Here is a 16,439-nt window from a genome sequence, read left to right as displayed (position 1 = left end):
ATGTGACAAAGAGTTACGTTTATTTAAACACGAGGCAAATCGCTATCATCCTTTAAAGGTAAACAAGACTCTCCCATCAAATACGTGTCTATATGATACGCTGCTTGTCTACCTTCAGAAATAGCCCAAACAATCAATGATTGTCCACGACGCATATCTCCAGCTGCAAAAACACCAGGGATATTTGTTTTGTAATCTTTTGTTGTAGCTTCAATATTGGTTCTAAAATCCATGTTTAATCCAAATTGTTCTGCTAGCGTTTTTTCAGCGCCTGTAAATCCAAGAGCTAATAATGCGATGTCGCATTTCCATTCTTTTTCGGTATTTGGAACTTCTTTAAGTTGTGGTCTTTCTCCTGGAGTAAAAATCCATTCTACTTCAACGGTTTTTAATCCTGTTAAATTGCCTTCTTTGTCTCCTAAAAATTCTTTAGTAGAAATGCTAAAAAAACGTTCTACACCTTCTTGGTGTGATGAGGTTATTTTTAGCTTCATAGGCCAATAAGGCCAAGGTTGATGTGCTGGACGACCTTCAGTAGGTTTACTTAAGATTTCAAAATTGGTAACCGAAGTTGCTCCATGACGATTAGAAGTTCCAATACAGTCACTTCCGGTATCTCCACCGCCAATTACGATAACATCTTTTCCTTCTGCAGAAATAATATCTTTAAAATCCACTAAACCATCTACATATTGATTGTTTAGTTTTAAAAAATCCATTGCTTGCGTGACACCTTTCAAATCAGCTCCAGGAATCGGGATATTTCTTCTTACCGTTGCTCCACCACATAAAACTACTGCGTCAAAATCGTCTTTAAGTTGGTTTGCGTCTATGTTTACACCAACATGAGCATTGGTTTTAAAAGTGATTCCTTCCTCTTCTAAAACAGCAACACGTCTATCTATTACGTTTTTTTCCATCTTAAAATCTGGAATACCATAACGTAATAAACCACCAACTTTTTCGTCACGTTCAAATACAGTTACATTGTGTCCTGCGCGATTTAATTGTTGTGCAGCAGCTAAACCAGCAGGCCCAGAACCTATAACAGCAACCGTTTTATCTGTTCTTAATTTTGGTGGTTTTGCTGTAATCCATCCTTCGTTAAAGGCGGTTTCAACTATATTTTTCTCAATATTCTCAATAGTTACAGGATCTTCGTTAATACCTAAAACGCAAGCTTCTTCGCAAGGTGCTGGGCATAATCTTCCTGTAAACTCTGGAAAGTTATTTGTTTTATGTAAAATTTCGGCAGCTTCTTTCCATTTTCCCTTGTAGACTTTGTCATTAAAATCTGGAATTAAATTACCTAGTGGACAACCGCTATGGCAAAATGGAATACCGCAATCCATACAACGTGCACCTTGATCTTTTAACTTTTCTTCTTTTAGAGGAACCGTAAATTCGTTATAGTTTTCAATTCGTTTTTCTGGCTCAATATAACTTTCGTTTTGGCGCTTAAACTCTAAAAATCCTGTTGTCTTTCCCATAATTTACGCTAATTCTAATTCTTCTTGTTCTAATCTTAATAATGCTTGTCTGTATTCTTCTGGTAATACTTTCTTGAATTTTGGAAGGTAGTTTTTCCAATCATCTAAAATACGTCTTGCTAAAGGGCTTCCGGTTGCAAGGAAATGATTTTCAATAAGCTGCTCTAGTTGTAGTTGGTCTTCAACATTTTCAACAGGATCGATATTTAAATCGTCTGAATTACAGTTTTTCTTAAACGTTCCTTCTTCATCTAAAACATAAGCAACACCACCACTCATTCCTGCTCCGAAGTTTCTACCTACAGCTCCAAGTATTACTGCAACACCACCTGTCATGTATTCACAACCATGATCTCCAATACCTTCTACAACTGCTTTTGCACCAGAGTTTCTAACGCAAAAACGTTCTCCAGCCTTTCCGTTAATATACACTTCGCCAGAAGTTGCTCCATAAAGCGTTACGTTTCCAGTAATGATATTATCTTCTGGAACAATGGTACATTTTTCTGGAACTTTAATAATTAATTTTCCTCCAGATAACCCTTTTCCTAAGTAGTCATTAGTATTTCCGTGAACTGTGAATTTTAACCCTTTGGTGGCAAATGCTCCAAAACTTTGCCCAGCAGAACCACTAAATTCAATGTCAATTGTATCTTCTGGTAAGCCATCCGCACCATAAATTTTTGAGATTTCATTACTAACAATAGCTCCAACTGCTCTATCAATGTTTGTTATGGGTAATTCAAAATGTGTTTTTTGTCTTCTAAATAAAGCTTGGTGTGCTTGTTTGATAATTTTAAAATCTAAATGTGCATTTAAATTGTGGTCTTGACAGTAAGTGTTAAATAATTGTACCTCTTCATCAACTTTTACTTTGTGAAGAATTGGTGTTAAATCAATTCCTGAAGATTTATAATGATCTATCGCTTTATTTCTATTTAGTTTTTGAGATTGACCAACCATTTCATTTATAGTTCTAAACCCTAATTTAGCCATGATTTCACGTAATTCTTGTGCTACAAAATACATGTAGTTTACTACGTGTTCTGGTTTACCTTTAAACTTTTTACGTAGTTCTGGGTTTTGTGTTGCAATTCCAACAGGACACGTATTTAAGTGGCAAACACGCATCATGATACAGCCAGATGCTACTAAAGGAGCTGTTGCAAAACCAAATTCTTCGGCTCCTAATAGGCAGGCGATAGCTACATCACGTCCTGTTTTTAGTTGTCCGTCACATTCTAAAACCACACGGTTTCTAAGATCGTTCATTACTAAGGTTTGCTGTGCTTCTGCAATACCAAGTTCCCAAGGTAAACCTGCGTGACGTAACGATGTTAAAGGAGAAGCACCAGTACCACCATCAAAACCAGATACTAAAATAACATCTGCTTTAGCTTTAGCAACTCCTGCAGCTACTGTACCAACACCAACTTCAGATACTAGTTTGACATTAATTCTAGCTTCGCGATTAGCGCATTTTACATCGTAGATTAATTGCGATAAATCTTCAATAGAATAAATATCATGGTGTGGTGGAGGTGAAATTAATCCTACATAAGGCGTAGAGTTTCTTGTTTTTGCAATTTCACGATTTACTTTTGGTCCTGGTAATTGTCCGCCTTCACCAGGTTTTGCACCTTGTGCTATTTTTATTTGAATTTCATTGGCACTAGTTAAATAATTTGAAGTCACACCAAAACGACCAGAAGCCACTTGTTTTATTGCTGAGTTTTTCCAATCACCTTGTGAGGTTTTATAAAAGCGTTCTTGATCTTCTCCACCTTCACCAGAATTAGATTTCCCTCCAATTCTATTCATGGCTACTGCTAAATTTTCATGAGCTTCTTTACTAATAGAACCATAAGACATAGCTCCTGTTTTAAAACGCTTTACAATTTCTGTCCAAGGTTCTACTTCCTCTAACGGAATTGGGTCAAATTGATCAAATTCAAACAGTCCTCTAATGGTCATTAAACTTTTAGATTGGTTGTTTATTAGCTCTGAGTACTCTTTGAAAGTAGAAGCTTTGTTGGTTCTTACTGATTCTTGAAGTTTAGCAACTGTTAATGGATTAAACATGTGTTTTTCTTGTCCACGTCTCCATCTATAATCACCACCAACTTCAATAGTTGGTTCTGTATTTTTATGGAATGCTTTTTTGTGACGTTTTACAATTTCTTGTTCAATTTCCCTTAAACCAATACCTTGAATACGAGTGGTTGTATTTGGGAAATATTTTTCGACTGTAGACGATTTAATTCCGATACATTCAAATAGTTGAGATCCTCTGTAAGAGTTTAAGGTAGAAATCCCAATTTTGTTCATAACCTTTAAGATACCTTTTCCAACTGCTTTGTTGTAATTTTTAATTGCTGTTAAATATTCTAAATCTGTAACATCTTGATTTTCTATCTGTTTTTGAACAATTTCATTAACAATATAAGGGTTAACAGCACTTGCTCCATAGCCAAATAGTAAGGCAAAATGATGTACTTCACGAGGTTCTGCAGACTCAATAATTAAGCTAATTTTTGAACGTTTTTTTAATTTATGAAGCGCATGATTCACATAAGAACAAGCTAATAACGCAGGAATTGGTGCATGATTTTCGTCTACAAATCTATCAGAAAGAATAATAATATTTGCTCCATTATCAATTGCTTTTGATGCTTTGTTTACTAAGTTTTCAAGTGCAACTTCTAATTCGTTTAACCCTTTATTTACTTCATATAGCATAGAAATAGATTCAACCTTAAAGTCAGGATTGGTATCGTAATCTCTAATTTTATCTAAATCGTGTTTTGAAATTACTGGATTTTGGATTTTTAACTTTTTACAGTGATCTGCGTTGATATCAAAAATATTAACATCGCTTCCTAGGGTTAAACTGATGTCCGTAATTAACTCTTCACGAATACCATCTAAAGGTGGATTGGTAACTTGTGCGAAAATTTGTTTAAAATAGTTGTAAATTAACTGTGGTTTTTCTGATAAGATAGCAATAGGTGTATCACTTCCCATAGATCCTATTGGTTCTTTTGCTAATTGCGCCATAGGACGAATAATAGTGTTGAAATCCTCTTGTGTATATCCGAAAATAACTTCACGTTTTTTAAGGTCGATTTCATCATATTTAATAGGTCCTTGTTTGGCTTCAATATCTTTTAAATGAATTAGGTTTTCGTTTAACCATTTTCTGTAAGGGTGTTTTGCAGCAATTTCTTCTTTTATTTCTTCATCGTTAACAATTCGACCTTCATTCATGTTTACTAAAAACATTTTACCTGGTTCTAAACGACCATGATATTCTACGTTTTCAGGTTTAATATCTACAACACCTGTTTCCGAAGACATAATAACATTGCCTAATTTAGTTACTGTGTAACGTGAAGGACGTAAACCATTTCTGTCTAAAACAGCACCAATAAAATTACCATCTGTAAAAGGTATGGAAGCTGGTCCATCCCAAGGTTCCATTAGACAAGAATTATATTCATAAAATGCTTTTTTAGCGTCAGACATGTTTGGGTTTTTTTCCCATGCTTCTGGTACTAACATCATCATTGCTTCAGGTAGCGAACGACCAGTCATTAATAACAGCTCAACAACCATATCTAAGGTTGCAGAATCTGATTTTCCTTTTAATACTGTTGGTATTATCCTTTTGATGTCGTCACCAAATAATGGGCTTTCCATGATTTCTTCACGAGAAAACATTCTAGAAACGTTACCTCTAACAGTGTTTATTTCTCCATTATGACAAATGTATCTAAACGGTTGTGCTAAATCCCAAGTTGGAAATGTATTAGTTGAAAAACGTTGGTGTACTAATGCTAAACGTGTATCTAAAGCCGAATTGAATAAATCCAGATAATACTCATTAATATGCTCAGGCATTAATAAGCCTTTAAAAATGATAATTTTTGTGGATAAACTAGGTAGATAGAAATATTTACATTCCGATAGTTTAGAGTCGTATATTGTGTGTTCTGCAATTTTACGTGCAGCATATAGTTTTATATTAAAATCTCTTTCGGTTTGTTCATTGTTAGCTTTACCTATAAATATTTGCTTAACAAAAGGTTCGGTTTCTTTGGCTACTTTTCCTAAAACTTTACTGTTAACAGGTACGTCTCTCCATCCAATTAAATTTAGTCCTTGATTTTGGATTTCTTTCTCAAAAATATCTATACAAAATTGACGTTGATTTTCCTTTCTTGGAAGAAAAACATTACTCACTGCGTAGTCTCCAGATTCCGGTAGTTCAAATTCGCAAAAAATCTTGAAAAATTTATGCGGAATATCAATTAATATACCTGCTCCATCACCTGTAACACCATCAGAGCTTACAGCGCCACGATGCTCTAATTTTACTAGTATTTCAAGTGCTTTATGGATGATGTCATTAGATCGTTTTCCGGTTAGACTACATATAAATCCTGCACCACAATTGTCGTGTTCGAATTCTGGTAAATAAAGTCCTTGTTTTTTAAGCATAATAAGTGAAATTTTCAAGGCTTTTTGTGCCTTATTTTTTACCTAAGATACACGCTATCAGTTAAATTTGAAAAAAGAGAAAACACTTTTAGGATATTCTGATTTTGTTGCACATATATTAATGTATATAAAATTTAATTACTTTTTTTTGAGAATTACATAATGTAAATAATTGTATTTTTTAACTAATTTATCACTAAATCGATTGAGTTAATATTAAAAAATTGAATATAATTTATTTAAAAGCTTCTTTTTTGAATAAATGTGAATACTGTTTTTTGTTGATTTAACAAAAAACGACTATATTTTTTATTTCACCCTTCTTAAAACAGGGTTCTGTTTATTAAAATCATAAAAATTTATTAGTTACCCCTATTTTTTTAGGGGTTAATATTATTTTAATATAGTTTTGAAATGTATACTAACTAAAAAATTGATATTTATGAAACAATTAACTAGTCTGGCTATTTTGCTTTTATCTATTACATTATTTGCTCAGGATGATTCTGATGGTCTTGAAAAAAAGTTTTCTTTTGAAGGGAGTGTAGATGCTTATTATAGAGCTAACTTAACAGCTCCAAATGATGAGAATCAAATAGCTCCTGAAACATCATTTGCAGATACAGCAGGTTTTTCTTTAGGTATGGGTAATATTATTGCGTCTTACGAGAAAGGTCGAGTTGGTGCTGTTGCTGATTTAGTGTTTGGACCAAGAGGAGAAGCTGCAAGTGCAACGGTTTTAAATCAATTATTTGCTTTTTATAATATTAGTGAAAACACTAAGTTTACACTAGGTAAGTTTAATACATTTTTAGGTTATGAGGTTATTGCTCCTGCGGGAAACTTTAACTATAGTACGTCTTATTTGTTTTCTAATGGTCCTTTTTCTCATACAGGTATTAAGGCTGACTTTACATTGTCTGATGATTTTAGTTTGATGCTTGGTGTGTTTAATCAGACAGATGTTACCGAGTTTAATCCTGATGGAAGTTATGCTGTTGGAGCTCAATTAGGGTATAGTGGTCAGTTTTTAAATCTATTATATGATGATGCTGGATTAGGTTTTGAAGTAGATTATACTGGAGGTTTTGATGCTTCAGACGAGTTTTTTATAGGTGTTAATGCGGCTTATGCTGATAATGATGGAGAGGGTTTTTATGGTGTTGATTTGTATCCGCAGTTTAGTTTAAGTGATGATTTTACTGTTGGATTAAGAGGTGAATATTTTCAAACTCAAAGCGAGTCTATTGATGATGATCCAAGTGTGTTTTCTGTAACGCTTACCGGAAGTTATGTGATTGATGAAGATTTAATTGTAAAACCAGAATTTAGATTAGATAGTGGGTCTGAAGATATTTTTATAGATACAGATTTAATGGCAACAAAAAGCTTGGGTTCTTTCGTTGTGGCAGCTATTTACAAATTTTAGTATAAGAATAACTAACTATAAAACAACAAACTATTATTATGGATAATTTATTATCATTTTTACCAAATTTAATGGCCACTCAAGATGTTGTGGCAGCAACAACAAAAGATGTAGAGGATGCAGTAACTGCAATTAACGGAGATTTAGGAATGCTATGGATGCTTATATCAGGTATTTTGGTATTTTTTATGCAAGCAGGTTTTACTCTTGTAGAAACAGGAATGACTAGGTCTAAAAATGCTGCAAATATTGCAATGAAAAATTTGCTTGATATTTGTGTGGGATCTTTAACATATTGGCTTGTGGGATACTCGCTTATGTATGGAGATACATCTAATGGATGGTTTTTCTGGAGTGGACTAATGCAGGGAGAAGGAGCAGATTTGTTTTTTCAAACAATGTTTGCAGCAACAGCAGCAACGATAGTATCTGGTGCGATAGCAGGAAGAACAAAGTATTCTACATATGCAATATTTTCAATAATGATGACAGCGTTAATTTACCCGATAGCAGGTGGATGGCAATGGAAAGGTGCTACGGAAGGTGGTGTCGTAGGAGGATGGTTAGCTGATATTGGTTTTATCGACTTTGCAGGCTCTTCAATTGTTCATTCTGTTGGTGGTTGGGCAGCATTAATTGCTGCTTTTATGGTTGGACCAAGAATAGGGAAATTTGTTAACGGAAAAGTTATGCCAATTCCAGGTCATAATCAAATATTAGCAACTTTAGGGGTTTTTGTATTGTGGTTAGGATGGTTTGGATTTAATGGAGGATCTCAATTAGCTTGGGGAGGAACCGATGCAATTGGAGCTTCAAACGTTGTTTTAATTACAAATTTAGCAGCAGCAGCAGGTGGACTTGGTGCATTAGTAACAACTTGGATTTGGTATGGTAAACCAAATTTACCACAAACTTTAAATGGTGCATTGGCAGGTTTGGTAAGTATTACTGCTGGATGTGGAAATATGTCTGCAATAGGAGCAATATTTGCTGGATTGATAGGCGGAATTATAGTCGTGTTTTCAATAGAATTTATAGAGAAAAAATTAAAAATAGATGATGCTATTGGTGCGGTATCTGTACATGGAGTAGCAGGTGCTTGGGGAACTTTAGTGATTGGGCTTTGGGGTATTGATGGAGATAAAGGAATAGGTTTGTTTAACGGTGGAGGAGCTAGTCAATTAGGATCTCAAGCAATTGGAGTTTTAGCTTATGCAGTTTGGTCTATAGTGTTATCATTTATAATATTTAAAATATTAAAATCTACAATGGGACTTCGTGTTACAGAAGAAGAAGAATTGGTAGGTTTAGATCTATCAGAGCATGGTGAAATAGCTTATCCAGGTAAACGAGACAGAGGATAAAATAATAGTTTGTTTTAAGTGTGATAATATAGTCCTTAATAATTTTAAGGACTATGTATCTTAAGTTTAAGAGATAAATATGAAAAAAGTAGAAGCTATTATAAGGCAATCAAAGTTTGAAGAAGTTAAAGCAGCATTACATGAAGTTGGAGTTACTTTTTTTACGCATTGGGATGTTACAGGAGTGGGTCAAGAAAATGCTGACTATTTAGATTTGAAGTCCTCTGAAAAAGCTAAAAAGACTACTGTAAAAAGTTATTTATCAATCATAGTTAATGATGATTTTGAAGCAGTAACAATAAAGGCTATAATGGAAGCTGCCTGTACAGAGCAGATTGGTGATGGTAGAATTTTTGTATCAACTATTGATGAAGCATATAAAATAAGAACTAAAGAAAAAGGAAATAAAACATTAAGATAATTAAAACATCAAAGACGCTTAATATTCTAAAATAAACAATATAAGATCCTATCCAGATCTACTGTTTATGTGAATATTAATCTTTAGTTAGTTTGTTAAAAAAGCCTCGAATCGTCTAGTTTTGGGGCTTTTTTTAAGTATTGTTTTTATGTGTAAAGTAAAAAAATGCCTGATACAACAATATCAGGCATTTTTTTTGTAAAATGTAAGTGATTATATAATAGTAGATTGTCCTAAGTGAATATTGTTAAAATTAATATTTGAATCATTTGGATTACTAATAAAATCAGCTATAAAATCACCAACTTTAGATGTTGTGATATTATCATAAGATGTATTTAAATCAGGTGTAGTAATTTCTAGCTTTAGTGACTTTTCTACACCTTTCTTAATTAGGTTGGCTTCGTCGTGTAAGTCAAAATGTTCTAATAACATTGCTGCGCTCAAGATTGATGCTACAGGATTGGCTATATCTTTACCTGTGGCTTGAGGGTATGAACCATGGATTGGTTCAAACATAGCATGTTTATTTCCAACAGATGCAGATGCTAATAATCCAATAGAGCCTCCAATCACGCTAGCTTCGTCGCTAATGACGTCTCCAAAAAGATTTTCGGTTAAAATAACATCAAACTGATTAGGGTTAAGTATCATTTGCATAGCAGCATTGTCTACAAATAAAAAGTCTAAAGTGACATCTGGATAACCTTTGGCTAAATTAGTTACAACTTTGCGCCATAAACGTGATGTTTCTAGCACGTTGGCTTTGTCTACTAAGGTGACTTTTTGTTTTCTATTTCTGGCAGCTTTAAAAGCTAAATGTGCAATGCGTTCTATTTCATATTTAGAATATTCACATAAATCAGACGCAGTGTTTCCGTCTTCGCTAAGGTGTTTTTTTCCAAAATAGATTCCTCCTGTTAATTCACGATAAATGCTAATATCTGTGCCTTCAATAATTTCTCTTTTTAAAGGAGACTTCTCTAGTAGCATGTCGTAAGCTTTTACAGGTCTTATGTTGGCGTATAGCCCTAATTCTTTTCTTAGTTTTAATAGGCCTTGTTCTGGTCTTACTTTAGCGGTAGGATCGTTATCATATTTTGGATCTCCAATAGCTCCAAATAATATAGCATCACTAGATTTGCATAAATCTAATGTTTGATCTGGTAATGGGTTGTTTTGTTGGTCTATTGCTATAGCGCCAACAGGTGCTTCTTTAAACAAAAAGGTGTGATCAAATTCTAAAGCAATTGCTTTTAATACTTTAATGGCTTGGTTTGTTACTTCTGGACCAATACCATCTCCTGGTAAAACAGCTATATTAATTTTCATGTTGTATATAGTTAGTAGGTTTTTTTAGCTTCAAAAGCTTTGATAGTTTCTTTTTTACTTAATAGATAGTCAATATCATCATAGCCATTAATTAGACATGTTTTTTTATAAGTGTCAATTTCAAAGGATTCTTTAAATGAAGTTCCTTTAACAGATATAGATTGTTTTTCTAAATCAACCGTTAGTTGTGTTTTTGGATTTTTAGTGACTATGTCAAGAAGTACTTTTAAAAAGTCTTTTGAAACTTGAACAGGTAATAGTCCGTTATTTAATGCATTACCTTTAAAGATATCTGCAAAAAAACTAGATACAATTACTTTAAGTCCATAATCGCTTAAAGCCCAAGCAGCATGTTCTCTGCTTGAACCACAACCAAAATTGTCTCCTGCAACTAAAATTTGACCATTATACTTAGGATTGTTTAAAACAAAGCTACTGTTTGTGGTTTCGTCTTTATTAAATCTCCAGTCTCTAAATACGTTATCACCAAAACCTTTTCTGTCTGTAGCTTTTAAAAATCTAGCAGGAATAATTTGGTCTGTGTCAATGTTTTCTATGGCTAATGGAATAGCTGTTGATTGTAATGTTTTAAACTTTTCCATAATTAATTTAATTGTTTAGTGACGTCTACAATTTTACCTTCTACAGCGGTAGCTGCAGCAACAAGTGGACTGGCTAAAATCGTTCTTGAACCTTGTCCTTGTCGACCTTCAAAATTTCTGTTTGATGTTGAAACGCAATACTCTCCTTGTGGTATCTTATCGTCATTCATTGCTAGGCAAGCGCTACAACCTGGCTGTCTCAGTTCAAAACCAGCGTCATCAAAAATAGTTTTTAAACCTTCTTCAATTATTTGGGTTTCTACTTGTTTACTTCCTGGAACTAACCAAGCGGTTACGTTATTGGCTTTTTTCTTTCCTTTTATAAAACTTGCAGCAACTCTAAAGTCTTCAATTCTAGAATTTGTGCAACTTCCAATAAATACAAAATTAATAGGTTTATTGATTAGAGATTCACCTTGTTTGAAATTCATATATTTTAAAGATTTTTCAAACGAAGCGTCTTTTAGTGTAGGGATATTTTCTGTGACTTTAATTCCCATTCCAGGATTTGTACCATAGGTTACCATTGGTTCAATATCTGAAGCTTCAAACGTGTATTCTTTATCAAAAGTTGCGTTTGCTTCGGTTGGTAGTGTTTTCCAATACTTAACTTTTTTTTCAAACGCTTCGCCTTTAGGTGCGAATTTTTTCCCTTTTACATAGTCAAAAGTGGTTTGGTCTGGTGCAATCATGCCTCCTCGTGCTCCCATTTCGATACTCATATTACAGACAGTCATTCTGCCTTCCATAGACATGTTTTCAAAAACATCTCCTGCGTATTCACAGAAGTATCCTGTGCCAGCATTTGTGCCTAATTTTGAAATAATATATAGAATAACATCTTTTGGTAGTACGCCTTTTTTAAGTGTACCGTTAACGGTTACTCTTAAGCTTTTTGGCTTAGTTAACAATAAACATTGGCTGGCAAAAACTTGTGCTACTTGACTGGTGCCAATACCAAAAGCTATAGAGCCAAAAGCACCATGAGTTGATGTGTGTGAGTCACCACAAACTATAGTCATACCAGGTTGAGTGATACCCAATTCTGGAGCCATGACATGTACAATTCCATTGTATTTATGGCCTAGCTCGTATAGAGTTATATTGTTTTTTTTACAGTTTTCGGACAATTGTTTTAGTTGTTTTCTTGATAATTCATCTTTTACTGGCAGGTGTTGATTTTGAGTCGGTGTGTTGTGGTCTGCTGTGGCGACAATTTGTTGTGGTCTAAAAACAGGAATGTTTCTGTTTTCTAGTTCGTTAAAAGCTTGTGGGCTGGTAACTTCATGTATAAGGTGTTTGTCAATGTATAGTATTTGTGGGCCATTTTTAATTGTATCAACCACATGTGCATCCCAAACTTTATCAAATAATGTTTGTCCCATTTTAAGCTGATTTAATTTGTTGATAAACATTACTTGTTTCGATTATTTGATGAATATCATTATCGTTTACCTCTTTCTTTCTGTCAGCAAAAGATAAAAAGTTTGCATAAACATCATCTAATTGAAGCTTCGTAAGCTCATAGCCTACATTTTTTGCTCTGTATGCTAAAGCAGCTCTTCCGCTTCTTGCTGTTAATACAATAGCAGATTCTGTAACACCAACATCTTTTGGGTCGATAATCTCATAAGTAGCTCTGTTTTTTATAACGCCATCTTGATGGATTCCAGAACTATGTGCAAAAGCATTTGCCCCAACAATGGCTTTATTAGGCTGTGTGTAAATTCCCATACTGTCTGATACTAGTTGGCTTAGTCCATAAAGCATTTGGGTGTTAATATTGGTGTCAAGATTAAGATAAGGATGCTGTTTTAATACCATAACAACTTCTTCTAAAGCAGTGTTTCCTGCGCGTTCACCTATTCCGTTTATGGTACATTCTATTTGTCTTGCTCCATTAATGACACCTTCAATAGAATTTGCTGTTGCCAGACCTAAATCGTTGTGGCAATGACAAGATAAAATAGCTTTTTCAATACCTTTTACGTTTTCTTTTAGGTATTTAATTTTTGCACCATACTCACTTGGTAAGCAGTAACCTGTTGTATCTGGTATATTTAGTACTGTTGCTCCTGCTTTAATAGCAGCTTCGCACACTCTTGCTAAATACTCGTTATCTGTTCTACCTGCGTCTTCAGCATAAAACTCGACATCTTCCACAAAAGATTTTGCATATTTAACAGCAGCAAAAGCACGTTGTATAATGTCTTCTTTGTTGCTTTTAAATTTATGATTTATATGAGAGTCAGAGGTTCCTATTCCTGTGTGTATTCTGGGTTTTACAGCATGTTTTAATGCTTCTCCAGCAACTTTAATATCATTTTCAACAGATCGTGTTAATCCACAAACTGTCGCGTTTTTCACTATTTTTGATATGGCTTCAACCGATTTAAAATCACCTGGACTAGATACCGGAAATCCTGCTTCTATGACATCTACACCTAATTTGTCAAGCTGTTTGGCGATGATAACTTTTTGTTCTGTATTAAGTTTACATCCAGGGACTTGCTCGCCATCTCTTAGTGTAGTATCAAATATTTGTATTTTATTTTTCGACATTTTCGAGAGAATTATTTTTCTATTGAATTACTAATTTATACTTTGGATAACCGTTTGTAGGCTTGTTAAGTGCATTACTACGATGTTCAAGCTTAAATTAACCACATAAAATACTGGTAATCAGTTTATTAAAATAAAAACAGATTGATGACTAAAGATCAAAAAGATAATTTATTTTTATTAGTTAAATCTTTAACTAAGTCGGAAAAACGACAGTTTAAGCTGTATGTGGGAAGGCTTGGTGTTAATCAGGATTCTAAATTTTTAAATTTATTTAACCTTTTAGATAAAGCACAATCTTACAACGAGGCTGTTATATTTAAAAGCGGAGTTGTTAAAAAACAGCAATTAGCCAATGTTAAAGCGCATTTGTACAAGCAAATACTAATTAGTTTAAAGCTTAACCCGTCTCATCAAAATATACGTTCTCAAATAAGAGAGCAATTAGATTTTGCTTCTATTTTATACCACAAGGGACTGTATAAACAAAGTCTTAAAATTTTAGATAAAGCAAAAGAGCTTGCAATTGTTAATGAGGAGAAAAATTTAGCTTACGAAATTGTAGAACTTGAAAAGGTTATTGAGTCACAATACATAACTAGAAGTATAAGTAGTCGTGCAGACGAGTTGACTGTACAGGCAAAGTCATTAAGTGAAGCTAATGTAATAACTAGTAAATTGTCTAATTTATCATTACAATTATATAGTATAATTTTAAAAACAGGTTATGTTAAAAATGAAGAAGAAAGTCAAGCGGTAACTACTTATTTTGAAGACAGGTTGCCTAAAGTAAAGCGTGCTGATTTAGGTTTCAGAGAAAAATTATGGTTATACAAAGCTTATTTGTGGTATAGTTTTTTAATGCAAGATTTTTTGAACTGCTATAAGTATGCCCTAAAGTGGGTGGATTTATTTTATGAAAACCCAAATATGATTAGTTTAAATCCTGTGTTTTTTTTAAAAGGAAACAATTATTTATTAGAGTCTTTATATTTTATCAAGAATAAGCCTAAATTTATAAAAAAATTAGACGAATTCTATGAGGTTGTTAATCAGAAACATTTTCCTAAAGATGAAAATGTCTCTTCTCTAGTCTTTTTATATGGTAATTTTCATAAAATCAATCAATTTTTTATAGATGGAAGCTTTGAAGAAGGTTTAACGTTAATACCGCAAATTGAAACAGAGTTAATTAAATTTAGTAGTAAGATAGATGAGCATCATAAAATGGTCTTTTACTATAAGTTTGCTAGTTTGCATTTTGGAGCAGGTAATAATAAAGAGTGCATCTTTTATTTAGATAAAATTATTTCTAACAAATCGTTATCCATGCGTGAAGATTTGTTGTGTTTTTCAAGGGTGTTGAATCTTGTAGCACATTATGAAGCTGGTTTAGATTATCATTTAGAAACTTTGCTTCGTAGTACCTACAAGTTTTTAATTAAAATGAATGATTTGCATGAAGTGCAAAAAGAAATGATTAAATTTATTAGAGGCTTGCAGGATGTTTATCCTCAGGACATAAAAAAAGAATTTATTAAATTGTTGGAAGTTTTAAAGCAATATGAAGGTCATCCATTTGAGCGTCGTGCTTTTTTATATCTAGATGTTATTTCTTGGTTAGAAAGTAAAATTGATAATAAACCAGTAGGTCAAGTAGTAAAAGATAAATATTTAAAAATGTACGAATAGGATTATTTTTATAGATTAGGATTTAAATATAATTAATAAGTAATAAAAAGGTTATATTATATAAATGTAAATTAATTGACATTAATCGGTAAAAACACTTAGGTAATTGTATTTCAGCGAAAAAAAAAGCGTTTTAAAGATGTTTTTGAATAAAAAAGAGAACTAAATGTTTTGTTAGAAACGTTTTTTTTATACATTTACAGCCTCAAATTAGCAATGAAAAAAATAAAAACATTAATCGTACCTGTCTTATTTTTGTTAATAAGTTCAGTGGTAGTGTCTCAAAATATTGCGACACCTCCAATGCCAGCAGCTCCTGGTGGCGCAGCTAGCACACCACCTCCTGGTCTTCCTATAGATGGTGGTTTAGTTATTTTAATTGCTTTAGGTATGGTTTATGGAGTTTATAAGCTGATAATGAAACAAAAAACTTTAAACGTTTAATTCATTTAATCGTTTTACATATTTACCTATTACATCAAATTCTAAGTTTATTTTAGTTCCAATTTTAAAGTGCTTAAAATTAGTGTGTTCATGTGTGTAAGGTATAATAGCAACACTAAAACTGTTTTTTTGCGAGTTTACAACCGTTAAACTTACTCCGTTAACTGTAATAGATCCTTTTTCAATAGTAATGTTATTTAATTTTGGATTGTATTCAAAAGTATATAGCCAACTTCCATTAGTTTCTGACGCTTCAACACAAGTTGCAGTTTGATCTACATGTCCTTGTACAATATGGCCATCTAGTCTGTCACCAAGCTTCATTGCGCGCTCGATGTTTACAATATCATTTAATTGCAAGTCACCAATATTGGTCTTGTCTAAAGTTTCTTTTATGGCAGTAACTTTGTATTGGTTTTCATTTATTTCGACAACAGTCAAACAAACACCATTATGCGCTACACTTTGATCAATTTTAAGTTCGTTAGTAATTGTACTTTCAATAGTGATATCTAAATTATCTTTCAGTCTAGTTAGTTGCTTGACTGTACCAAGGGTTTCAATTATTCCTGTAAACATCTACTTAATCGTATTATTTGGTTA

12 protein-coding genes are annotated in these 16,439 nt (G+C 33.1%); 5 read left to right on the top strand and 7 right to left on the bottom strand.

All coding sequences use genetic code 11. The features are described 5' to 3' along the window. Positions 1 to 23: 23 nt before the first annotated feature. Together JAO71_RS01225 and gltB are read right to left on the bottom strand one after the other, a co-directional pair. Entirely contained in the window at positions 24 to 1,490 is a 1,467-nt protein-coding gene (locus JAO71_RS01225; protein ID WP_202998486.1) for a glutamate synthase subunit beta, read from the bottom strand. Between the two features lie 3 nt (positions 1,491 to 1,493). Continuing rightward, a complete protein-coding gene (gene gltB, locus JAO71_RS01220) occupies positions 1,494 to 5,990 on the bottom strand; it encodes a glutamate synthase large subunit (protein ID WP_202998485.1) in 4,497 nt (1,498 codons plus the stop codon). A 442-nt stretch (positions 5,991 to 6,432) separates the two neighbouring features. On the opposite strand from gltB, the gene JAO71_RS01215 reads away from it, so the two are divergent. The 3 genes from JAO71_RS01215 (at position 6,433) to JAO71_RS01205 (ending at position 9,204) form a co-directional block, all read left to right on the top strand. Beyond that, positions 6,433 to 7,419 (top strand): outer membrane beta-barrel protein, encoded by a 987-nt coding sequence (locus JAO71_RS01215; protein ID WP_054852375.1) that lies wholly within the window; start codon positions 6,433 to 6,435, stop codon positions 7,417 to 7,419. A gap of 38 nt (positions 7,420 to 7,457) precedes the next feature. Continuing rightward, complete coding sequence (locus JAO71_RS01210) at positions 7,458 to 8,783, top strand: ammonium transporter (RefSeq protein WP_082396187.1); 1,326 nt, start codon at positions 7,458 to 7,460, stop codon at positions 8,781 to 8,783. A 79-nt stretch (positions 8,784 to 8,862) separates the two neighbouring features. Next, entirely contained in the window at positions 8,863 to 9,204 is a 342-nt protein-coding gene (locus JAO71_RS01205) for a P-II family nitrogen regulator (protein ID WP_116823714.1), read from the top strand. A 213-nt stretch (positions 9,205 to 9,417) separates the two neighbouring features. Here JAO71_RS01205 and leuB read toward each other — a convergent pair whose 3' ends face one another. Genes leuB through JAO71_RS01185 form a run of 4 tightly spaced genes read right to left on the bottom strand, consistent with a single transcriptional unit; the run spans position 9,418 to position 13,700 of the window. Next, positions 9,418 to 10,536 (bottom strand): 3-isopropylmalate dehydrogenase, encoded by a 1,119-nt coding sequence (gene leuB / locus JAO71_RS01200; RefSeq protein WP_054852378.1) that lies wholly within the window; start codon positions 10,534 to 10,536, stop codon positions 9,418 to 9,420. Between the two features lie 11 nt (positions 10,537 to 10,547). Further along, positions 10,548 to 11,138 carry a 3-isopropylmalate dehydratase small subunit gene (gene leuD / locus JAO71_RS01195; protein ID WP_116823713.1) on the bottom strand — a complete coding sequence of 197 codons (591 nt, stop codon included), beginning with the start codon at positions 11,136 to 11,138 and terminating at the stop codon, positions 10,548 to 10,550. 2 nt (positions 11,139 to 11,140) lie between these two features. Then, positions 11,141 to 12,523 (bottom strand): 3-isopropylmalate dehydratase large subunit, encoded by a 1,383-nt coding sequence (gene leuC, locus JAO71_RS01190; RefSeq protein ID WP_116824527.1) that lies wholly within the window; start codon positions 12,521 to 12,523, stop codon positions 11,141 to 11,143. 1 nt (position 12,524) lies between these two features. Continuing rightward, complete coding sequence (locus tag JAO71_RS01185) at positions 12,525 to 13,700, bottom strand: 2-isopropylmalate synthase (RefSeq protein WP_082396190.1); 1,176 nt, start codon at positions 13,698 to 13,700, stop codon at positions 12,525 to 12,527. A 147-nt stretch (positions 13,701 to 13,847) separates the two neighbouring features. Here JAO71_RS01185 and JAO71_RS01180 point away from each other — a divergent pair, with 147 nt between their 5' ends. Further along, positions 13,848 to 15,392, top strand: a complete 1,545-nt coding sequence (locus tag JAO71_RS01180; protein ID WP_116823712.1) for a hypothetical protein — start codon at positions 13,848 to 13,850, stop codon at positions 15,390 to 15,392. A 216-nt stretch (positions 15,393 to 15,608) separates the two neighbouring features. Then, entirely contained in the window at positions 15,609 to 15,836 is a 228-nt protein-coding gene (locus tag JAO71_RS01175) for a PID-CTERM protein-sorting domain-containing protein (RefSeq protein WP_028607206.1), read from the top strand. Here the strand turns inward: JAO71_RS01175 and JAO71_RS01170 are convergent. Next, positions 15,825 to 16,415 carry a riboflavin synthase gene (locus tag JAO71_RS01170; RefSeq protein WP_028607205.1) on the bottom strand — a complete coding sequence of 197 codons (591 nt, stop codon included), beginning with the start codon at positions 16,413 to 16,415 and terminating at the stop codon, positions 15,825 to 15,827. The genes JAO71_RS01175 and JAO71_RS01170 overlap by 12 nt on opposite strands. Positions 16,416 to 16,439: the final 24 nt, after the last annotated feature.

Source organism: Olleya sediminilitoris (assembly GCF_016785945.1).
GTDB lineage: Bacteria > Bacteroidota > Bacteroidia > Flavobacteriales > Flavobacteriaceae > Olleya > Olleya sediminilitoris.
This window is presented reverse-complemented; position numbering and strand designations above follow the sequence as displayed.